Raw genomic sequence first — 22,733 nt, forward strand, 5'->3', positions numbered from 1 at the left:
TTGAGATCTAATCACTTATTATTCGAGCGGCACTGGCCGCTCGGATTGTTTTATAAAGTTAGTAAGCTTCTATGTTCAAAGAACAAAAAAACAAAGTACAAACTATTATCAAAACCGGGGATGAAAGCGACCAACGCCGTCTTAGTGGTTTTCAGCGTCTTAGAGAATGCTGTTTTATCCTTGGTTCTCTCATTGCTATATTTCTCGCTATTTCCCTCTATAGCTTCAGTCCTGCCGATCCGTCGTGGTCTCAAACCTCGTGGGGCGGTGAGGTCAATAATGCCTCCGGTATATTAGGTGCATGGATAGCCGATACTTTGTTTTTTGCATTTGGTTCATTGGCATACTGTGTGCCTATTGTCATCGCGGCATTTACATGGGGTTTGTTTAGAAGACGGGAAGATGACGATTCAATTGATTTGATGCTCTGGGGAACAAGAATTCTTGGCCTTAGTCTCGTTATCCTTACGAGCTGTGGGTTAGCCGATATAAACTTCGATGATATTTGGTACTTCTCATCGGGTGGTGTCATTGGTGATGTGCTGACAAGCTTGTCTCTACCGATACTCAATCTCCTTGGCACCACCATTGTATTCCTGTTTTTGTGGGGCGCGGGTCTTACACTATTAACCGGAATATCTTGGCTATCAATTGTCGAGTGGTTAGGTTCGCGCTTTATAGGTGCTTTGACATGGGTTCTAAATACACTTCGTGGTTCACCAAAAGAGACACTGCAATCTGTCAATAATGATCAGGTAGAAGAAACGACCAGTGAAGAAGAACTGGCCATTGATACGCCATTTGAACATCGTCTTGAATCCGATAATGAGCAAGATAATCCACAACGTCGATATAACATCCATATTCCTAAAGAAAACCAAGAAGCATCTGTATCTCGTACAAATGAAGAGGCGTCAGACGTAGAACGCTCGCAGCAACTGTATTCAACGATTGAACAGTTAGAACAGGATGCACAGCAGCATAATGATATGCCTATAGTGACTCAAAATATTAATCTAAGAGATGATGAATTTACGTCTCATAGAATGGAGATAACAAATAGGGTAGAGCCATCGGAATCAGATATTGAACACGTTGTTAATGAGGCAGAAAAAAACGAGCCGTCGATATCAAGAGAAGCGCTTGACCATCTCATCGATGATGAATTTGCTGAAAAGAGCCGTGTTTCCGAGGTGTTGGAAATCGATGACAACAGTGAACAAGATCGGGTACAAACAACGATTGGTGAAGAAAGCAATACCGTTGAAGAAACTCGGACGGATATTCAAGGCAACGTAGTCGAAGAAGAACAAGGTGACGAAGACGTGAAAGCGTTCCAAGATCTGGTTTCAGAGGCGCAGCAGAATATGGCGGCAGAGCAAAATCCTTTCTTGGTTCAAAAACAAGCCAATCTGCCTGTACCAACCGCGCCTTTGCCTACATTAGAGTTACTTTATCATCCAGAGAAGCGTGAGAATCACATAGATAGAGCCGCGCTCGAAGAGATTGCGCGATTAGTTGAATCAAAACTTGATGATTACAAAATCAAGGCGAGAGTAGTCGATATTTTCCCAGGACCGGTTATCACACGCTTTGAATTGGATTTGGCTCCAGGGGTGAAAGTGAGCCGAATCTCTAGCCTTTCTATGGATCTGGCTCGTTCGCTCTCTGCGATGGCCGTAAGGGTCGTCGAGGTTATTCCGGGTAAACCCTATGTGGGATTAGAACTACCAAATATTACCCGCCAGACGGTGTATTTTTCGGATGTTGTAAACAGCAAGATTTTCCAAGAATCTACGTCACCAACAACCGTCGTTATGGGACAAGATATCGCTGGCGAAGCCGTCATTGCTGATATTGCCAAAATGCCTCATGTACTCGTCGCAGGTACTACGGGATCTGGTAAATCAGTTGGCGTGAACGTCATGATTCTGAGTATGCTTTACAAGGCTAAGCCAGAAGACCTTCGTTTTATTATGATCGATCCTAAAATGCTGGAGCTTTCTATATATGAAGGTATTCCTCATCTTCTTTCAGAAGTGGTTACTGACATGAAAGATGCCGCTAATGCATTGCGTTGGTGTGTTGGTGAAATGGAACGTCGATATAAACTGATGTCCGCTTTGGGTGTACGTAATATAAAAGGCTTCAATGAAAAACTGAAAATGGCTGCCGACGCAGGGCATCCAATTCATGATCCGTTATGGAAAGCCGGTGACAGTATGGATCAAGTGGCGCCACTGCTTGAGAAACTGCCGTATATTGTGGTGGTGGTGGATGAGTTTGCCGACCTAATTATGGTCGTGGGTAAAAAGGTAGAAGAATTGATAGCCCGATTAGCACAGAAAGCTCGTGCGGCCGGTGTCCACCTCATTCTCGCGACGCAACGGCCATCTGTGGATGTAATTACGGGTCTTATCAAAGCAAACATCCCAACTCGTGTTGCTTTCACCGTATCAACCAAAACAGATTCAAGAACCATTCTCGATCAAGGCGGCGCAGAGTCACTGCTCGGCATGGGTGACATGCTCTACTTGCCTCCGGGCTCTAGTCATACAACTCGTGTGCATGGTGCTTTCGCTTCAGATGATGATGTTCACGCCGTGGTAAACGATTGGAAGGCTCGTGGACAACCAAACTACATTGACGAAATTGTTAATGGTCAGCAGACGGCAGATACCTTACTTCCCGGTGAGAATATGGACAGTGATGAGGATGTCGATCCTCTATTTGATCAGGTTGTTGAGCACGTAGTCCAAAGCCGTCGTGGTTCCGTTTCGGGTGTCCAGCGTAGGTTTAAAATTGGCTACAACCGAGCGGCTCGAATTATCGAACAACTTGAAGCGCAGGGTATCGTTAGTTCTCCCGGACACAATGGTAATCGAGAAGTGTTGGCACCCGCGCCAGTTAAAGAATAGGAACTAACCTCGCGTAAGGGAGTCTGTATACGTATCAGACATCATCTCAACGCGAATTGTTTAAGACAACGTAATGTTGTTCGGTGAGTACTAAGTTCCGTCGTCATTCCCGTGAAAACGTGATGCTGTTCGTTTAGTGCTAAATACTTCGTCATTCCCGTGAAAACGGGAACCTTGGTGATTGTACATCCCCATTTTTATGGGGATGTCGTTGATTTAGTGGAGATGCCGCTGATTTCGTTGAATGACGTAATTTGATTACTTTAAACAATTGGTATAGTTACCAACAACACTAGGTTTATAAATGAATAAGATTTTAACTCTTTTGTTTCTTTTTAGCTTTACCGCTAGTGCTTCTCCTAAGGATGAGCTAAGCGAACGACTTTCTAAAACCGACGGTTTCAGTGCTTCTTTTACTCAAACGGTTATTAGTCCTGACAATGAAGTCGTAATGGAAGGGGAAGGGAAAGTAGAGATTGCGCGTCCAAGTCTTTTTCGTTGGGCAACGGTTGTGCCAGACGAAAACGTGCTGGTATCCGATGGTAAAACACTTTGGTATTACAGCCCGTTTGTAGAACAAGTGAGTATCTATTGGCAAGAGCAGGCGACATCACAAACGCCGTTCGTGCTTCTTACTCGGAATAGATCAAGTGACTGGGAGAACTATTTGGTTTCTCAGAAAGGGGATAGATTTACCCTAACCCCGACAGCCATCGATTCTAATCAAGGTCAATTTCAGGTTGATGTGGATAGTACGGGTGTCATTAAAGGGTTTAATGTCATCGAACAAGATGGCCAAGAAGGTCAGTTTGTTTTCAATGGCTACAGCGATAAGGTTCCAAATAAGGAACGATTCACCTTCGTTATCCCCGATGGCGTTGAAGTGGATGATCAAAGAAACTGATCGCTTCCACAGGGACTTTTGATATCCGCAACTATGGGTATCCAAAGTAACTATCGATATCCTCAGTAGCGAATGGCATTCACAGTAATGAATTATATTTGTGGTATAGGGCGTCAAATTGAGTAATTACAATCTAGATTTTGCAGCCGATGAAGATTTTCGTCCGCTCGCTGCGCGAATGCGCCCTATGACCGTGGAACAATATATTGGTCAGAAACATGTTCTAGGGGAAGGCAAACCGTTACGTAGAGCTCTGGAAGCTGGTCATATACACTCTATGATTTTATGGGGTCCACCGGGCACCGGTAAAACGACGTTAGCAGAGGTTGCCGCGAACTATGCCAACGCTGAAGTCGAACGTGTTTCAGCGGTTACCTCAGGCGTAAAAGATATTCGTGCTGCTATTGAAAAAGCACGAGAAAACAAACTTGTAGGGCACCGAACTATTTTGTTTGTCGATGAAGTCCATCGATTCAATAAAAGCCAGCAAGATGCTTTTTTACCGCACATTGAAGATGGTACCATCACCTTTATTGGGGCCACGACTGAGAACCCATCGTTTGAACTTAATAACGCCCTGTTATCCAGAGCGAGGGTGTATAAACTCACCTCACTAAATCAAGAAGACATCCTTTCTGTTATTCATCAAGCTGCGCAAGATAAAGAACGTGGTTTAGGTCAAATAGAAGCGAATTTTACCGATAATGTTTCAGAGCGATTAGCCGAATTGGTTAACGGTGATGCTCGAATGGCGCTTAATTACCTTGAACTGCTTTATGACATGGCGGAAGAGGATGAAGCGGGCATCAAGCAAATCACGTTGCCGTTATTGGCTGAAGTTGCTGGAGAGAAGGTGTCTCGTTTCGATAATAAAGGCGATATTTGGTATGACCTTATCTCAGCCGTGCATAAATCGATAAGAGGGTCTAACCCAGATGCGGCACTCTATTGGTCTGCGCGTATGATGGCTGCAGGTTGTGACCCGCTCTATATCGTTAGAAGATTGTTGGCTATCGCATCTGAAGATATTGGTAATGCTGATCCGCGAGCGATGCAGATTGCTGTTTCAGCTTGGGATTGCTTTACCAGAATAGGTCCAGCGGAGGGAGAAAGAGCCATTGCCCAAGCTGTCGTGTATTTGGCCTGTGCACCTAAAAGTAATGCCGTTTATTCTGCGTGGAAGCAGGCATTGTCGGACGCGCATAATCAACCTGAATATGAAGTACCTCACCACTTACGTAACGCGCCCACCAGTTTAATGAAAGATATGGGGTACGGAGCAGAGTACCGATATGCTCATGATGAACCTAATGCTTATGCTGCCGGAGAAAATTATTTTCCAGAAGAAATGGAAGAAACGCGCTATTATTTTCCGACAAATCGCGGCTTAGAAACAAAAATTGGCGATAAGTTGGATTATCTTTCCTCATTAGATGAAAAAAGCCTACAAAAGCGCTATGAAAAGTAGTGCTTTTTGGATATCTTTACTCGATTAATTATTCTATAACGCGTTGGTGTTGATGTTGAAGTCAATGAACAACGCGTTTTTTCACAACTTAAAGCATAGGATTAGCAATGCTGGATTCTAAATTACTTCGAACAGAGCTGAATGACACAGCTGAAAAACTAGCCCGTCGAGGATTTATTCTTGATGTAGAAAAAATACGTGAACTTGAAGAACAACGTAAATCCCTTCAAGTGAAAACTGAAGAACTACAAGCGCTACGTAATTCTCGTTCGAAGTCCATTGGTCAAGCAAAAGCAAAAGGCGACCATGATGAAGCGGCACGAATTCTTGCAGAAGTCGGCAATCTTGGCAGCGAACTCGATCAAGCGAAAAATGCACTTGTAGAGCTACAAGTTCAACTAGAAGAAATCACACTATCCGTACCTAATTTACCTGACGATGCCGTTCCATCAGGCAAAGATGAGAATGAGAACGTAGAAGTAGCGCGTTGGGGTGAGCCTAAATCTTACGATTTTCAACTGAGAGATCACGTTGATCTTGGTGAGATGGGTGACGGCTTAGATTTTCAAAGTGCAGTAAAGATTTCTGGGGCTCGTTTTATCGTTATGAAAGGCCAATTTGCGCGTCTACATCGCTCAATTGCTCAGTTCATGCTCGATCTTCATACTGAACAACACGGTTATACAGAAATGTATGTCCCATACTTAGTGAACCACGATAGCCTTTATGGCACCGGGCAGCTTCCAAAATTTGGCGAGGATCTATTTCATACTAAGCCTGCGACGGAAGAAGGTCAGGGTATGTGCCTTATCCCAACGGCAGAAGTTCCAGTGACCAATATGGTGCGTGATACTATTTCTGACGAAGCTGATCTACCGCTTAAAATGACGGCGCATACACCTTGCTTCCGATCAGAAGCGGGCTCTTATGGTCGTGATACTCGTGGTCTTATTCGTATGCACCAGTTCGATAAAGTCGAGCTTGTGCAGATTACCAAGCCAGAAGACTCGATGGATGCATTAGAAGAACTAACTGGTCATGCTGAAAAAGTCCTTCAATTGTTAGCGCTTCCTTACCGTAAAGTCATACTTTGTACTGGCGATATGGGCTTTGGTGCTCGCAAAACCTACGATTTAGAAGTGTGGGTTCCTGCTCAAGAAACCTACCGCGAGATCTCGTCATGCTCTAACATGTGGGACTTCCAAGCGCGCCGTATGCAAGCACGTTTCCGCCGTAAGGGTGAAAAGAAGCCGGAGCTTGTCCATACACTAAATGGTTCTGGTTTGGCTGTTGGTCGTACTATGGTTGCGATACTAGAAAACAATCAGCAAGCGGATGGACGAATAGAGATTCCAGAAGTACTGCGTAAGTACATGAATGGATTAACCCACATCGGTTAAACGTGACAACGTAGTAGATAAATGCCGACAATATTGTCTAATGCTGTTCGGTTAATGCTAAATTCTTCGTCATTCCCGTGAAAACGGGAATCTTGGTGATGCTAGATCCCCATTTTCATGGGGATGACGTCGGTTTTCATCTGAAACGCTCTAAATAAAACAATTCTTGTCTTGTAGTGCGGTTTCAATCACATCAATTAGCTTGTTCACGTGCTCTGGCGAACTGATATACGGGGGCATAATATATATCAGCCTGCCAAATGGCCGTATCCAAACACCGTTATCAACAAAAAACTTCTGAATCACTTCCATATTGACCATTTTCTTTGTTTCGATTACTCCGATTGCACCCAGCCAACGCGTGTCTTGTACTAACTCATAGTGGGTTAATTCGGGTAATTTCTTAGCAAAAAGAGATTCGATCATGGCGGTTTGTCTTTGCCAGTCACCCGTTTCAATGAGCTCCATGCTTGCATTAGCAACCGCACAGGCTAATGGGTTGCCCATAAAAGTAGGACCGTGCATAAAGCAACCAGCATCACCTCCACAAACTGTATCTGCGACAGTTTTAGTGGTTAACGTCGCGGATAGGGTCATATACCCACCAGTTATCGCTTTACCAACGCACAAGATATCGGGTTGAATCTCAGCATGTTCGCAGGCAAATAGCTTACCTGTTCGGCCAAATCCAGTTGCTATCTCGTCGAGAATGAGAAGGACATTGAATTCATCACATAATGCTCGCACTTTCTTAAGGAATTCTGGATGATAAATACGCATTCCTCCCGCGCCTTGGACAATCGGTTCTAGTATGACAGCCGCGATCTGGTTGTGGTGTTCCGTTATCTTTTTCTTAAAGTCGTCAATATCCGAGTCGTCCCACTCTTGCCAGTATCCAATCTTTGGTGAATCAGCAAATAGATGCTTAGGGAGAAAACCTTTGTATAGGCTATGCATTGAATTGTCAGGATCGGTAACAGACATGGCGGCAAAAGTGTCCCCATGATAACCATCGCGTAGAGTGAGGAACGTAGATTTTGGTTTGCCCTTTGCGTGCCAATATTGCAACGCCATCTTCAGGCTGACTTCAACCGCAACAGACCCTGAGTCGGCAAGAAACACATGCTGAAGTTCGCTAGGGGTTAATTGTACCAATTTCTTGCATAGACTAATGGCGGGTTGGTGGGTTATCCCACCAAACATGATGTGAGAGACGCTGTCTATTTGTTTATGTGCCGCTTCGTTTAAATGAGGGTGGTTATAACCATGTATCGCGGACCACCAAGAGGACATGCCATCAACAAGCATTTCTCCTGTCTCTAACATGATTTCAACCCCTTTTGCGCTTGTCACTGGATAGCAAGTCAACGGATTAATTGTAGAGGTGTAAGGGTGCCAAATGTGCTGGCGATCGAATTTTAAGTCCATTTTATTTCTTATTGGTTATTTTTTATCCAAGTGTAAACTTGAATCGTTTAGTTATGTTGACAGTTTAAAGTGAATCAGTAGACTAGCCAAGTATTTAAAAAAATAACTAAAGGAAGCATCACGTGGAAGTTCGTCATAATTGGGAAATTGAAGAAGTTCGTGCATTATTAGAAAAGCCTTTTATGGATCTACTGTTCGAAGCACAACTGGTCCATCGTCAACATCAGCAGCATAACTATGTTCAGGTCAGCACGCTTCTCTCAATCAAAACGGGGGCCTGCCCAGAAGATTGTAAATATTGTCCTCAGAGCGCCCATTACCGTACCGATGTAGACCGTGAACGCCTAATGGAAGTGCAGAGCGTTTTGGACGCGGCTCAAAAAGCAAAAGATTCCGGCTCGACACGATTTTGCATGGGAGCGGCGTGGAAAAACCCCAAAGAGCGTGATATGCCATATCTAAAAGATATGGTGAAAGGTGTTAAGGAAATGGGTTTAGAAACGTGCATGACATTGGGTATGTTAACTCCAGATCAAGCCGTCGATTTGGCACACGCTGGGCTCGATTATTACAACCACAATCTAGATACTTCTCCTGAATATTACGGAAACATCATTACCACCCGTACCTACCAAGATCGATTAGATACCCTGTCTCACGTGCGTGACTCTGGTATGAAGATTTGTTCGGGTGGCATTATCGGTCTGGGTGAGAGTGTGAATGATCGGGCAAGTTTGTTCGCTGAACTTGCCAATCTGCCAGTCCACCCTGAGAGCGTGCCAATTAACATGTTAGTGAAAGTGCAGGGCACACCGTTGGAAGATGCAGAGGACGTAGAGCCTTTTGACTTTATACGTCTTATTGCTGTTGCGCGGATCATGATGCCAGAATCAGCGGTTAGACTTTCGGCCGGGCGCGAAAGCATGAATGAACAGATGCAGGCGCTCTGCTTTATGGCGGGAGCCAATTCAGTCTTTTACGGATGCAAGCTATTGACGACACCAAACCCGGATGAAGACAGCGATATGCAGCTTTTCAATAAGCTGGGTATTAACAGCGTTGAGGTAAGTCAAAAGCCAGATCAAGTCCAAGAAAGTGAGTTGCTCGATCAGGTTGTAGAAAGAGTCGCAGCACGGCCGACAAAAGACGATCTTTTTTATGATGCGAGCAAGTAAATATTGTGTTTAGTCGTCGAATTGATGCTGCTTTAGAGGGAAGGAAAACCGCCGCTTTAGACCGTAAAATAACGGTACTTGAGGGCGGTAATCAACCGAGATTTCGTTTTGGAGATAGGTGCTACACCAACTTTTCGAGTAACGATTATATGGGGTTGGCTAGTTCAAATGAATTGTCTAAAGCGTGGCAAGAGGGCATCGACAAGTATGGTGCCGGCAGTGGTGCATCGCCGTTAGTCACTGGTTTTTCTACGGCACATAAAAGGCTCGAAGAAACGCTCTGTACCTGGCTTGGTTTTGAAAGAGCAATTTTGTTCAGTTCAGGTTTTAGTGCTAATCAAGCGGTGCTTTTTTCATTGTTAGAAAAGCAAGACTTATTGGTTCAAGATAAGCTAAACCACGCCTCACTTATGGAGGCGGGTATGCTTAGTCCGGCGTCTATGAAGCGATTTAAGCATAACGATGTGAACCACCTTAATGAGGTGCTCTCTACCGAAAAGCAAAGCCTTGTGGTAACGGAAGGCGTATTTAGCATGGACGGCGACCTAGCACCGCTAATTGAAATAGCAGAGGTGACAAGTCGTCGCGAGAGCTGGCTAATGGTCGACGACGCCCATGGGGTAGGAATCCTCGGTGAGAATGGCGCAGGGAGCTGCAACGAAGCGAATATTGAACCTCAAGTTTTGGTTGTGACATTTGGTAAAGCCTTTGGGCTTTCAGGTGCTGCTGTTCTTTGCAGTGCCTCGTTAGGTGATTATCTAACGCAGTTTGCAAGACACCACGTTTACTCCACGGCGATACCACCGAGTCAAGCTCATGCCCTTACGCATGCCGCTACGATGCTACAAAACCAGCATTGGCGCAGAGATAAGCTGATGAATCTATACGATACGTATAATGCGGCTTTGTCCGGTATTCCCGGCTTCGTAGAGACAAAAACACCCATCAAGCCTTTTATTTGTGGTGATGTCACTAAGACCATGATGCTAGCAGAAAGCCTCAAAAAAGTGGGGAATTGGGTGACAGCGATTCGGCCCCCTACGGTGCCCAAAGAGAGCGGTAGAATTAGAATTACGCTCACCGCTAACCACACAAAGAAACAGGTAACAGATTTGGCGAATAGCATCATCCAGTTCTCCGAAAAAAATAATAAAGGTTAATACTAGTGGAATGTTCCGTACCTAATAATTCGGCTCGTAAAATGGCTATTGCAGAGGCATTTAGCAAGGCTGCCCATGGCTATGACCAGCATGCACAATTCCAGAGAGATGTCGGCAACGAACTGTTGAAATACTTGCCACAAAATTTGTCAGGCTTGAAGGTGTTAGATATTGGCTGCGGAACGGGGTATTTTTCCGAGATTCTCTCTAACCGAGGAGCAGAGGTTACTGCTGCAGATCTTTCGAAAAAAATGCTCGTTCAGGCCAAAGCTCGTTGCAATAATAATGTGCTTGAATATCGACAAGCGGATGCAGAAGCATTGCCATTTAACAACCACCATTTCGATATTGTTTTTTCAAGTTTGGCTCTTCAATGGTGTGACGATTTGTCTATTCCGCTTAGAGAACTACAAAGAGTCACAAAAAAAGGTGGCAAGGTTCTTTTCTCTACATTAATGCAAGGATCGTTAATTGAGCTGAGAAATGCGTGGGCTGAAATTGATTCATATCAACACGTGAATCAATTTCTAAGTGAGAAACAGATAAAAATTGCGTTAGCGCAAGCTGGATCACAAAACCATCATCTAGACTTACTAACAATTCAGCTTTGGTACGCATCGGCATTTAAGTTAATGCGGGACTTAAAGGGCATTGGTGCAACTCACGTTGGAGCACGTTCTCCCGGGTTGACCAAGAAAAGCACCTTGTCTCGCGTTGAGACCGAATACCAAAGATTTAAAAATGATAATGAGTTGCTACCCGCAACTTATCAAGTGTGTTTAGGAACAATTTTTTATGATTAATGCATTTTTTATTGCCGGAACAGATACTGAAGTTGGTAAAACTGTTGTGTCAAAAGCAATATTACAAGCACTTGCCGCGAAAGGTTTAACAACCATTGGTTATAAACCTGTCGCCGCGGGTTGTAAAGAAACAGAGCAAGGGCTTAGAAACTCTGACGCGCTTCATTTGCAAGAAGCGGCAACGATTGATATTGCTTATAATGAAGCAAACCCGTATGCACTCTTGAGCGCGACATCACCACATATTGCCGCTAAGTTCGATAATGTGCAGATAGAACCCGCGCTATTAAGTGAAAAATTAGCAACACATAAGAGTGTTGCTGATGTGGTATTGGTAGAAGGTGCGGGCGGTTGGCGTGTTCCTATCTCAGACACAGAATGTTTATCGACATGGGTAAAGCAGGAAAAGCTTCCTGTCGTACTGGTGGTCGGCATTAAACTTGGTTGCTTGAGCCACGCCATGCTTAGTGTAGAAGCGATTCAGAATGATGGTCTAGAAATTATTGGTTGGGCTGCAAATCGCATTAATCCTGGAACGGAGAACTATGCGGATATAATCCGTATGTTGGAAGAAAAAATTCCTGCCCCTAAATTGGGTGAGATACCTTATGTACCTAGCGTTAAAAAGAAAAACATTGGTAAGTATATGAATATAGAACCAATTATTAACGGATAAGATTCAATATAAAAAAAATGGGTTGCCAAATTTTGGCAACCCATTTTTTTTATAAAATTTATCTTGCGGAATTAAACCCCATCAGACAGAGTGCGTTGGGTATCCAATACTTGCTTATGAAGTAATTGGTCCTCGCCAATACCTAGTTGTTCTTTGGCTTCTTTTTCCGTGATCCCTAGGTGACAACAAAGTAAGTCGATTGCCATTTGAAAATTGGTATTCTCAACCATTGTTCTATTCCTTATCAAAGCGAACTGCAGCTGCAATCCTACGCTGCTTCGAATCTACGCTTAACGAGTCATTTACTCAATAAGACGAAAGTCTAACATCCAGCGTTATGCATTGACTTATGCTATAGAGTAATTCAGCCATGCCTAAGCTTATTTAAATTTAGCAAAGTTAATTAGTTGTACATCAGACCATTATGTTTGAGCCAACCATGCTTGTGCTTTTTTCTTGGGTCGCGATGTGTCCAATGGATAATGCCACCTCGATTATTCCACTCATACTCACCGTAAAACTCAACAACATCTCCCGTTTTTAGGTTCGAAATACGCGGTGCTAAATCAATATTATGTGCCACCAAGAGCGTCTGACGACTAGACAGTTTCAATATAAATTTTTGATGCCTCGACCCTTTATTATCGTCTGCCAATAAACGAATTACAGTACCCACACCTTGGACTTGTACATCACTTTGTCGTGATTCAAATGCCTGCTTCAATTCACTATCATTGGACCAAGTGAAAAAAGAGATTGCACTTAATACAACCAAGACCATCGTCAAAAATAACTTCATATCAATCCCTTTCTACTGGTTGTATTCGATGTCGATGTAAAATGTGCTAGTGCGAACCGGTCATCGTCAACAAAAATTGGCATGGTTCGAGAGTAATAACCAATTGATATCTAAAATAAATAGTGTTTTTTTGGAATTGGGTGTAAATCAGCGTCTACTAGTATATTTCCATTGTCCAAGAACTTAATTTTTTCTCTGTCCAAAGCGCAATAATTATTGGTTCTAGGGCAGTCATTATTCTTCGAAAATCATCATCCGTTTTACTGTCGTTGAACCAGTTTTTGATTGAATCTTGATTAAATTCAAGTTGTTTTAGGTTACCTGAATTGGTAAGAACTTCTTCGCCATCAGAAGCTAACTGTTCGCTCGTCAGTTTTATTTGTGACTCGAAGTACTGTTCGCCCGCTTTGTATAAGTTCCAACCATCCAATCTTGTTGCTATTCGTTCCATTAAACTATCCTATTCAATTTTTGTTGGGGTAATTATGAAATCATACTCTTCATGTTAAGTATGAGATTGACCTCACAACATAATCAGCTTTCATATCGGGTTTGTGAAAATGTAACTGCCTTCAAGAAATGGTTAATTGTTATCAGAGCCTAGTGATTAAATAGGGCCGTTAGATAAAACCTTCGTATAGGCATCAATACCTTGTAGGGAATAACGGATAAAAATTAATTTGAGAAAAAATGTTAAAAGTTCGCGTAGCTTGAGAAGATGAAGGAGGGGGGACAATCTTGGTAAATGTATGTTGCTATACGTTAATCGTATGGAATTTATAGGCTATCAGTTAGGTTTAAAATGAGCGATAGGTGTCGTCTAACCGACACCTATCGCAATGTGCTAGTTGATTAATTCAATCTTGTTGAAATCGATACTGTTCCCTTTAGGTGAACGTTCAATCTCGCTAACTTTACGAAAGTGGAACAATAGAATATAGCCAAAGCAGCCTAAAATTAACGCAATTGCCAATGCTCCGACCCATTGGATCTGAAGAAAGTCCAATTTGAATAGCAGTGTTAATCCGCTGAGTAAAACCACATTACCTATCATGTATCGCACTTTACCGAATCGCTGAACTGTGAGGTTTAAGTTGTCGGTATATAAACGAACCAATGAATCAAGTGAGTTGATTACAAATGTCATCCCAACCAAGACCATTGCGAGGTTGTAGAAGCCAGCAACCGGTATTGCGTTGGCGCTGTAGTAATAAAGAACACTGAACCAAATAGCGATTGGAATAGAAGGGAATACCATCATAGAAACCAATACTTGGTAAGTTCTGAGACCACTGACAAAACGAGCAGTAAATTGGCCGATCATGATGCTCCATGCAAACCACCAATAAAGGTAAAATTCGTGGTAGTCGTTAAGAGGTAACACAAATTTATGCAGGTTAGTAAAGTAACCGCCTAAAAGACTTAATGTGGTAAAGAATTCGCCAACACTTGAGTTGTCGGATAAAAATGCACCAGACCACATCAATGCGATCAAACCTAGGAATAACCAACTGCTTCCTAAGCTTAAAATTCTGACGTAGCGGATACTTGTACTTGAGTACACGGCGACAGCAATGATGGCGAGTACCACTAAATAGAAGCTACCTATGATGGTCTCTCCATCGCCAAACTCGGGTAAATACCACGGTAAGTTAACCAATAACAGGTAAGCGGTAAACGCACACGTACCAATAATAACCATGTTATTAATCAGTTTGATTAACGGTATCTCGAAGAACTTGACCCTTGGCTCAATAACACAGAAGTAAAAACAGGTTAAGAAGTAGAAGGCCCAAATGAAGAATGCCCAGAAACCAAACTCTATGGCCAACGGATTAGTAAAAGAGTATTCAGGGCTGGTGGCTAGATCGGCATAACCAGCGAACTCGGTTAGTGGAAACATGATCAGCCCAACATCTAAACCAGAGGTAAAGAGGATGGCGATAAAGGCAAATTTGCGTACGGGAGTGACGCCAATACACTTCATGTTGCCCCAACGGTAAAGGACAAACACGATAGCGGCAAAGGTAAATAAAATACCTATGGATAACCAAGTAGTCATTATTTGGCCTCCGTGGGGGTGATACGAGCAAACATAATTATTTCCTTGATTTATGTTTTGATGCTATGTCCCAATTTTTTAAGACGGCAAGTGCCATCAGGCCTTAAGTATCGTTTTGACGATAGTTAAAACCTGATAAATTGAACATAGTTACGTCGACCATTTGCGAACATCGCATAAGTTGGTCATATTAATCATACTTTCTATGAACGAATGTTTTCGTTAGGTATAGGGTAGTGAATGCACTCCTTGGTTAGGGTGAATGTTTATCGCTTAGGGTTTTGTAATCGCTGGCTTGTTTGCCAATCCGATGCAGTAACCACTTGAGCCGTACTTGGTTCTAATAGCTCTTTTCCCAAAATAATATCCGCGGCGCGCTCAGCGACCATAATGGTAGGTGAATTAAGGTTACCGTTAGGGATTGTGGGGAATATTGAAGAATCAACAACGCGCAGACTCTCGATACCGTGAACCTTGGTTTCAGAGTTCACAACGGACATTGAGTCTTCACCCATTTTGCAGGAACAAGACGGATGATAGGCGCTCTCAACAGAGCGTCTAACAAACTGGTCAATCTCTGAATCGGTCTTCACGGTTAGCCCAGGTTGAATTTCTTCGCCCCGATATTCGTCTAGTCCAGGTTGATTTATGATCTCGCGAGTCAGACGCACGCAGGCTCTAAATCCATCGATGTCGTCTTGGTGAGACAGATAATTAAACTGGATTTTAGGGGCGATATGAGGGTCGTTTGACGACACCTTAATAGTACCTCGGCTTTTGGGTTTGTTATGACCAATGTGAACCTGAAAACCATGACCTGAAAAAGCTTCTTTACCGTCATATCGCATCGCGGCTGGTAAGAAGTGATATTGGAGATCTGGCCATTCCAAATTTGCTTTAGAACGGATAAACCCACAAGACTCAAAATGATTGGTTGCGCCAAGTCCGGACTTGTCGAGTATCCAGCGAGTACCAATTAACAATTTGCTAAATGGGCCAAGTTTTCCGTTCAATGATATTGGTTTTAAGCATTTGAACTGGAAATAAAACTCTAGGTGGTCCTGAAGGTTTTCGCCTACCCCCGGTAATTCATGAACCTGTTCAATGCCGGCATTTTTTAATGTATCAGATGCGCCAATGCCAGACAGTTGTAGTATATGAGGCGAACCAACTGAGCCAGCGGAAAGCACCACCTCTTTATTGCAACGTATATCAATTATTTGATTCTTGCGTTCGTATCGAACACCAACGGCGGTCTTATTTTCTAGTAGAATTTTGTGTACAAGTGCGTGAGTAACAACCGTCAAATTATTTCGCTTCAGGGCTGGTTTTAGATAGGCATTTGCTGTCGACCAACGGACACCATTTTTTACCGTCATGTGCATTGGGCCAAACCCTTCTTGTTGTTCGGCATTGTAGTCGGCAGTGGCCAAATACCCGGCATCTTTACCTGCTTCAACAAATGCCTGATATAACGGATTTTTCATATTGTTGCCGTTATTTACCGCTAAAGGGCCGAGGTCGCCTCGATAGTCATTACCACCGAATGACCATGTTTCTGCTTTTTTGAAATAGGGTAGGCAATGCGAATAATCCCAATCTACTGCTCCATTTTTTTGCCATTCGTCGAAGTCACGCGCATGACCGCGTACATAGACCATGCCGTTGATGGATGAAGACCCCCCTAATACTTTTCCGCGAGGGCAGTGCATATGACGGTTATCCAAAAACGGTTCAGCTTCGGTCTTAAATTGCCAAGCGTACTTTTCTGTGTTCATCGGGATAGATAATGCTGTGGGCATCTGAATGAAAATGCTTTTGTCACTGCCGCCGGTTTCTAGTAACAAGACGTTATTGCTAGGGTCGGTGGATAAACGGTTCGCGAGTACGCAGCCCGCGCTTCCTGCTCCTACAATGATGTAGTCATAATTTGAGTTGGTCATTGTCATTCCTTAAAACGGGCTATCAAGTGATTGCATACCAACATATACGGCCTTGATTTGCGTGTATGCTTTTAAGGTTTCACTGCCATTTTCTCGTCCGATGCCAGACATTTTGTAGCCACCTACCGGCATTTCTGCAGGCGAAGCGCCGTAAGCATTGATCCAGCAAATACCCGCTTGTATTTGATGAATGACGCGGTGGGCACGGCTAATGTCTTGGGTAAATACGCCAGCCGCTAATCCTAAGCGTGTGTTGTTTGCACGACGAATTACCTCGTCTTCATCGGTGAATGTGAGTACCGACATAACAGGGCCAAAGATTTCCTCTTTCGCGATGGTCATTTCGTCGGTGCAATCGGTGAAAACGGTCGGGGCAACGAAATACCCGTTGGGACAACCTTCTGGTTGCAAGGCGGTTCCGCCCGTAAGAAGTGTTGCGCCCTCAGATTGGCCAATTTCAATGTAGTCGAGCACTTTTTGTTGGTGATTTTTTGAAATAAGAGCCCCGAAGTTGGTTTCTACATTCATTGGGTCGCCGCAGATAATATTTTGTTCGGTACGCTCTATGAGACGTTTAATAAAACGCGGGTAAATGTCTTGTTGAACAAACACGCGTGTACCGTTAGTACAAACCTCACCTTGCGTATAAAAGTTGCCGAGCATGGCAGCGGATATTGCATTTTCTAAGTCAGCATCATTAAAGATGATTAGAGGAGACTTCCCTCCCAATTCCATGGTCACTTCTTTAAGTGAGTTGGCAGCGGCAGCCATGACCTTTTTACCTGTCCCCACTTCCCCAGTGAATGAGATCTTTGCGATGTCCTCGTGCTCTGTTAGCCACGCACCAACACGACCATTACCTTGAACAACGTTAAAAACACCATCAGGTAAACCAGCCTGCGTGAATATCTCGGCCAAACGTATTGCGCCTCTCGGCGTTTCTTCCGATGGCTTAAAGATCATGGCGTTTCCGCAAGCTAGGGCTGGCGCTGCTTTCCAACACGCGATCTGTAAGGGGTAGTTCCATGCACCAATACCCGCGCAAATGCCGAGCGGCTCGCGGCGCGTATAATAAAAATCGTCACCAACAGTTTGCTGATTACCTTCTATACTTGGGGCTAATCCTGCAAAAAACTCGATTGAATCTGCACCGGTAACCACATCAACAACCGAGGCTTCTTGCCAAGGCTTGCCGGTATCCCGTACTTCACCGGCGGCAAGTTCGTCATTGTACTCGCGTAATAAAGCGACGGCTTTTAGGAGAATACGACTCCGTTCGACCGGTGTCATTTTTGACCATGTGGCAAATCCAGATTTAGCACTTTCTATTGCGGCTTGTTGTATGACTTCGTTGGCGGTCTCCACTAAGTAGCTTATTTGGCCTGTCGCGGGGTTAATGACTTCAAATGTTTCACCCGTATTATTAGATAGATATTGACCGTGTACATAGTTTTGATAAACGACTAACGATGACATTAAGTTTCCTCGTATTTTAAGACCAAGAATCAATTAGATTATGGTGTTTTATTCGTTGAAATTAGAGAGAAAACATACCTTTTTAGGTGAGCGTGACATCGGTTAAACTCTAAATTAGTTAGAATACTAATTATTATTTCTCTAATGATCAAGTGGGTTTGAACTATTAACCGAATTGTATGTGCACTGTTTTGTGGGTAACTTGTTGTTTTTAAAGGTTGTTGTTGGGTGTTTTTTAGCTCGCCTTTAACCAATAAACTAGCTTACTTATAGTTAAATCATTTGAGTTGTAATCATTTGAGTTGTAATCATTTGATCAAGGTCATGATGGCTGGTCGTTATTTTGGTTAGATTCCGTAGCAATCAAGTTAGCTTGGTTCGATGGGTGAAAAATAGTTATTTATTTTGTAATAGGAGTTGAACGATCGATGGTGAACACATTTAGTTGCCAAGAAGCATTGCCGACAATGCCCGTTCCAGATTTACAGGATACATGTAATAGGCTTTTAGAATGGGCAGAACCTTTATTGACGGAAGAAGAACGAACAAGTGCAAAAATTGTAGTAGAGCAGTTTCTTCTTTCTGGTGGAGAGGGTGAAAGACTACAAAATGAGCTGTGTGATTGGAATGATCGTGATGATGTTTCCAATTGGTCATCATCTGCTTGGAAAGATCTCTATCTAGAATCTCGCGAGCCTTTGGTCATTAATAGCAATGTATTTTATTACCTCAAAAGTAAGCTGGATAAAGAGGTGTGTAAACAAGCGACTATCGCTGCTGCTTTAATTGTCAGTGTCTATAGATTTATCGCATTGATTGATAAACATGACCTCAATGTTGATATGCAAAAAGAAATACCGCTTTGCATGAATCAATATAACAGCATTTTTTCTTCAATCAGAATACCCAGGATTGGAACCGACGAATTTAAAGTATCATCATCTAGGCAGCATATTATTGTCCTGCGGAATCAGCATATCTATAAAATCAATATTATTGACGGAAAAGGCAATATCCGATCGCCATCCGCTATCGAATTCGATCTTGAGTGCATTTTATCCGCCTCTGATAAAGGGCAAAATATAGGTTTGCTAACCACAATGCCGCGCGATGTCTGGGCAAACCGTAGAGCAGAATTGCTCGATAGTTCTTCGAGCAACAAGGAGGGCATGACCGTTATAGAGGAAGCGGTTTTTGCGTTGTGTTTAGATGAAAATAAGCCAGAAGCAATAACCGAAATCTCAAAACAATTGTTGCACGGAACGGGCAGCAATCGTTATTTTGATAAGTCGGTACAATTTATTGTGTTTGCAAATGGAAAAACTGGAATAAACTTCGAGCATACTGGGGTGGATGGTTCGGTTATGCTTCGATTGATTGCGCATATATATGACTCGATTGATGCGGTTGTTTTTGACGAAAAGGATCGTGAGGAAATAAAAAATAGTGCGATCCCATCGGAAGTCGAAGGCATTAAATTTGAGCTAAATGATGCATTGTGTCGCACGGTACAAGATGCAGGCGACCAATTTATTCAGCATACGGCTAATACTCAAACGAGGGTGCTGAATTTTTCTTTTTTTGGCAAAAATCAGATAAAACAATTTGGTGTGAGTCCAGATGCGTTTGTTCAGTTGGCGTTACAGTTGGCAGAATATAAGCTGTATGGAAAATGTTACAGCGCCTATGAGGCCGTTATGACTCGAACATTCCTTGATGGTCGTATCGATGTTCTGTACACCGTCACTCCCGAGTCGATGGCATTTATTCGGAATGTAGATTCGTCAAACAGCAGTGTGAAAGAAAAACAACATTTACTGAGACAAGCGCTACAGAAGCACATTGCACGAGCCCATGAATGTAGGGTTGGTAATGGGGTATACACTCATCTTCTTGCGTTAAAGTATCGGTATAAAATAGCCGGCCGTTCTATCGGTTTAAGTAGCCTACCAACATTGTTTACAGATACGGGCTATCAGGCTTTAACCCATAGTGTCGTTTGCACAAGTACAACGTCCGAATATGGTGTTGATCTCGCGGGGTATGGGCCTATTGTCGATGATGGTTACGGGATCAGATATTTTACTAAAAACGATGGCATCTGCTTCAACATGACGAGTCGAACTCAAATGCAGGAAAATTTGGATAAAATGGTGATTTATATCGAACAGTCTCTCAGTGAAATGGCAGAATTGATGCGTGAAGAAACAGAGAATTGATTGTGGAACTTGAATAAGTTGGCTATCAACTAAAGACAAAACGAGTTTAATATGAAATATTGTCAATAATATTTGCTAAATGAAAAGTAAAGGAACGGTGTAAATGGAATTTTCTAAACTCGGTAGCAGTGATATTTTGGTGTCACGTGTATGTTTAGGCAGTATGACGTGGGGTCTGCAGAACAATCAACAAGATGCAAATCAGCAGATAGAGTATGCGATAAGTCAGGGAATAAACTTTATCGACACGGCTGAAATGTATGCCGTTCCTCCTTCACCAGACACCTACGGAAAAACAGAGACCATTATTGGCAACTGGCTTGCCGAAAACCCGCATCGTCGAAAAGAACTTATTATCGCAACTAAGATCGCGGGTCCAGGCATGCCATGGGTGAGAGAAGGTGGGCCTATCACTGGTGATGCGGTTGTTGCGGCTGTAGATGCCTCTCTCCAACGATTGCAAACCGACTACATCGACCTTTATCAGTTGCATTGGCCAAATCGTACTTCGCCTCATTTTGGTAAACACCTGCCGAATAAAATTTCTTTTAGTGAATTTGACGCCAAGCAACAAGAAGCGCAAATGCTCGATATTTTGCATGGGTTAGCTAAGTGTGTGAAAGCGGGGAAAATACGCCACTGTGGGTTATCGGACGATACGCCATGGGGGATCAATACTTACCTAAAACTGAGTGAAAAGTATGACCTCCCACGTATGGTTGCTATCCAAAATGAGTTCAACCTGCTGCATGCTAAAGACTGGCCTTATTTAATCGAAAATTGCGTCCACGAGGACATTGCTTATTTACCATGGTCTCCGCTCGCGAGTGGCATGCTTAGTGGAAAGTATTTAGACGGAAAGCGTCCAGAAGGCAGTCGTTGGACATATATGCAACGCAATGGAATTTTCCGCGATACGCCAATTGCGAGCAGCGCGATTAAAGAGTATATGGAGATTGCTGATGCACACGATTTTACGCCTAGTCAGCTGGCATTAGCATGGTGTAACCAAGTAGATGGTGTCACTTCTACAATTATTGGCGCGACATCTATGGCTCAGCTTAAAGAGAATATTAGTGCTTTTTCTAAGCCGTTAAGTCAAGAAATATTGACGAGTATTGATGGTGTTTTGAAAACCTACCCTGCACCGTATTAAGCCATTTTAGGGTTGTATGGGATGAGGTAGATTATGGAAGATATAAACTATTAGTTGGTTATGCGCTTATGTTTTCTAATATTCTTATTCGGCACCTTTATACTAAAACTCGTAGAGTATTTGAGTCTCTGTTTGCGCTATTTTTTGGGGCAGTAGGATTCAAATACTCACAAGTAAGTTAGATATTTAGTCAAAGCTCATGTCATTAGTGCAATCACTGTTTCTCTAATGAGGTGTCACCTTCAAATAGTGCTCTTTTTTTGTTTATCGCTGCGATCAAAAAATCACGGCATTTTTTGATTCGTGCTGTTTTTCTTAGATCAATATGGCTAAGTACCCATACCGACCAATCTGAACGAGGTATTGGGATATTGAGTTTTACTACCTGAGTGTCATGGATGCTATCCGGCATGTAACACGGCATACGTGCAACGCCAAATCCTGCTTTGACGCTTGCATACATACTCGATAAATCATCAACCTTAAGTGAAATGTAGGCATTGGGGAAATACTGGTTTGCCCATTCTGGTAGCTCGGTTTCTCCGCTCCATATTATTATCCCAACAGGTTGAGTTAAATCAATATGGCTCGCAACATATACCCCGTGCTGTAAACCAGACACTTTTCTGCCTATTAAGTAGTCGGGTGGGGATGGCGTCAGACGAATGGCAAGATCCGCCTCTCGGCTTGCAAGATTTCGAACCCCTTTGGTTACCATCAGATTTATTTCGATACCCGGATGTTTTTTATTAAATTGTGCCAACTCAGGTGCGAGACAATACTCAAAAATGTCATGTGGCATGGTCAGATTAATCGGCCCTTCTAACCTCGCGTCTTGACCAAATAGAGTTCGAGAGATTTGTTCACTTTGCGATTCCATATTCTGTGCTTGTTCAAAAATAGCGTCAGCTGATTCTGTCATTTCGTAACCGTCTCGCAGACGGTTGAAGAGAAGCACGCCATGCTTTTCTTCAAACCCTTTAATTCGTCTAGAAACGGTAGAGTGATTAACCCCCAATACCTTGGCGGCTCCAGACACACTACCCTCTCGTGAAACAGAGAGGAAGTAACGAATATCGTCCCAATCATTCATAGTGATCTACCTATGTGCGTTTATGCACGGCTGATTTGCATTTATTGCGAATT

18 protein-coding genes are annotated in these 22,733 nt (G+C 43.1%); 10 read left to right on the plus strand and 8 right to left on the minus strand.

Going from position 1 to position 22,733, the window contains the following annotated elements; genetic code table 11:
• Nucleotides 1-71 precede the first annotated feature (71 nt).
• From IUZ65_RS05550 to serS, 4 genes are all read left to right on the plus strand, one after another.
• Nucleotides 72-2,918: a DNA translocase FtsK 4TM domain-containing protein gene (locus tag IUZ65_RS05550; protein ID WP_195702800.1), complete on the plus strand. Its 2,847-nt coding sequence runs from the start codon at nucleotides 72-74 to the stop codon at nucleotides 2,916-2,918.
• 304 nt (nucleotides 2,919-3,222) lie between these two features.
• Nucleotides 3,223-3,822, plus strand: coding sequence for an outer membrane lipoprotein chaperone LolA (gene lolA, locus IUZ65_RS05555; protein WP_195702801.1), 600 nt, complete (start codon nucleotides 3,223-3,225; stop codon nucleotides 3,820-3,822).
• A 118-nt stretch (nucleotides 3,823-3,940) separates the two neighbouring features.
• Entirely contained in the window at nucleotides 3,941-5,290 is a 1,350-nt protein-coding gene (locus IUZ65_RS05560; RefSeq protein ID WP_195702802.1) for a replication-associated recombination protein A, read from the plus strand.
• Nucleotides 5,291-5,397: 107 nt separating this feature from the next.
• Nucleotides 5,398-6,690 carry a serine--tRNA ligase gene (serS, locus tag IUZ65_RS05565; protein WP_195702803.1) on the plus strand — a complete coding sequence of 431 codons (1,293 nt, stop codon included), beginning with the start codon at nucleotides 5,398-5,400 and terminating at the stop codon, nucleotides 6,688-6,690.
• A 150-nt stretch (nucleotides 6,691-6,840) separates the two neighbouring features.
• Here serS and bioA read toward each other — a convergent pair whose 3' ends face one another.
• Nucleotides 6,841-8,118, minus strand: coding sequence for an adenosylmethionine--8-amino-7-oxononanoate transaminase (bioA, locus tag IUZ65_RS05570; protein WP_195702804.1), 1,278 nt, complete (start codon nucleotides 8,116-8,118; stop codon nucleotides 6,841-6,843).
• A gap of 122 nt (nucleotides 8,119-8,240) precedes the next feature.
• On the opposite strand from bioA, the gene bioB reads away from it, so the two are divergent.
• Genes bioB through bioD form a run of 4 tightly spaced genes read left to right on the plus strand, consistent with a single transcriptional unit; the run spans nucleotide 8,241 to nucleotide 11,932 of the window.
• The gene (bioB, locus tag IUZ65_RS05575; protein ID WP_195702805.1) at nucleotides 8,241-9,293 is read left to right on the plus strand and encodes a biotin synthase BioB; all 1,053 of its coding nucleotides are present in this window, start codon (nucleotides 8,241-8,243) and stop codon (nucleotides 9,291-9,293) included.
• Between the two features lie 5 nt (nucleotides 9,294-9,298).
• Nucleotides 9,299-10,453, plus strand: a complete 1,155-nt coding sequence (gene bioF, locus IUZ65_RS05580) for an 8-amino-7-oxononanoate synthase (RefSeq protein ID WP_231363603.1) — start codon at nucleotides 9,299-9,301, stop codon at nucleotides 10,451-10,453.
• 41 nt (nucleotides 10,454-10,494) lie between these two features.
• Complete coding sequence (gene bioC, locus IUZ65_RS05585) at nucleotides 10,495-11,256, plus strand: malonyl-ACP O-methyltransferase BioC (RefSeq protein WP_195705006.1); 762 nt, start codon at nucleotides 10,495-10,497, stop codon at nucleotides 11,254-11,256.
• Nucleotides 11,249-11,932 carry a dethiobiotin synthase gene (gene bioD, locus IUZ65_RS05590; RefSeq protein ID WP_195702806.1) on the plus strand — a complete coding sequence of 228 codons (684 nt, stop codon included), beginning with the start codon at nucleotides 11,249-11,251 and terminating at the stop codon, nucleotides 11,930-11,932. Before bioC ends, bioD begins: the two co-directional genes overlap by 8 nt.
• A 71-nt stretch (nucleotides 11,933-12,003) precedes the next feature.
• Here the strand turns inward: bioD and IUZ65_RS05595 are convergent, their stop codons facing one another.
• From IUZ65_RS05595 to betB, 6 genes are all read right to left on the minus strand, one after another.
• Nucleotides 12,004-12,162 (minus strand): hypothetical protein, encoded by a 159-nt coding sequence (locus tag IUZ65_RS05595; RefSeq protein WP_195702807.1) that lies wholly within the window; start codon nucleotides 12,160-12,162, stop codon nucleotides 12,004-12,006.
• Nucleotides 12,163-12,335: 173 nt separating this feature from the next.
• Nucleotides 12,336-12,731: a DUF3465 domain-containing protein gene (locus IUZ65_RS05600; RefSeq protein WP_195702808.1), complete on the minus strand. Its 396-nt coding sequence runs from the start codon at nucleotides 12,729-12,731 to the stop codon at nucleotides 12,336-12,338.
• A gap of 157 nt (nucleotides 12,732-12,888) precedes the next feature.
• Nucleotides 12,889-13,182: a hypothetical protein gene (locus IUZ65_RS05605; protein WP_195702809.1), complete on the minus strand. Its 294-nt coding sequence runs from the start codon at nucleotides 13,180-13,182 to the stop codon at nucleotides 12,889-12,891.
• 393 nt (nucleotides 13,183-13,575) lie between these two features.
• Nucleotides 13,576-14,793, minus strand: coding sequence for a BCCT family transporter (locus IUZ65_RS05610; protein ID WP_195702810.1), 1,218 nt, complete (start codon nucleotides 14,791-14,793; stop codon nucleotides 13,576-13,578).
• Nucleotides 14,794-15,059: 266 nt separating this feature from the next.
• Nucleotides 15,060-16,736: a choline dehydrogenase gene (betA, locus tag IUZ65_RS05615; RefSeq protein ID WP_229637987.1), complete on the minus strand. Its 1,677-nt coding sequence runs from the start codon at nucleotides 16,734-16,736 to the stop codon at nucleotides 15,060-15,062.
• A gap of 9 nt (nucleotides 16,737-16,745) precedes the next feature.
• Nucleotides 16,746-18,212, minus strand: coding sequence for a betaine-aldehyde dehydrogenase (gene betB / locus IUZ65_RS05620; RefSeq protein ID WP_195702812.1), 1,467 nt, complete (start codon nucleotides 18,210-18,212; stop codon nucleotides 16,746-16,748).
• A gap of 428 nt (nucleotides 18,213-18,640) precedes the next feature.
• Here betB and IUZ65_RS05625 point away from each other — a divergent pair, with 428 nt between their 5' ends.
• Both IUZ65_RS05625 and IUZ65_RS05630 read left to right on the plus strand, forming a co-directional pair.
• Entirely contained in the window at nucleotides 18,641-20,431 is a 1,791-nt protein-coding gene (locus tag IUZ65_RS05625) for a choline/carnitine O-acyltransferase (RefSeq protein WP_229637988.1), read from the plus strand.
• Nucleotides 20,432-20,594: 163 nt separating this feature from the next.
• Nucleotides 20,595-21,587 carry an aldo/keto reductase gene (locus IUZ65_RS05630; RefSeq protein WP_229638115.1) on the plus strand — a complete coding sequence of 331 codons (993 nt, stop codon included), beginning with the start codon at nucleotides 20,595-20,597 and terminating at the stop codon, nucleotides 21,585-21,587.
• Between the two features lie 214 nt (nucleotides 21,588-21,801).
• On the opposite strand, the gene IUZ65_RS05635 is transcribed toward IUZ65_RS05630, so the two are convergent.
• Nucleotides 21,802-22,680, minus strand: a complete 879-nt coding sequence (locus IUZ65_RS05635) for a LysR family transcriptional regulator (RefSeq protein ID WP_195702814.1) — start codon at nucleotides 22,678-22,680, stop codon at nucleotides 21,802-21,804.
• Nucleotides 22,681-22,733 lie beyond the last annotated feature (53 nt).

It is taken from the genome of Vibrio sp. VB16, from assembly GCF_015594925.2.
Lineage (GTDB): Bacteria > Pseudomonadota > Gammaproteobacteria > Enterobacterales > Vibrionaceae > Vibrio.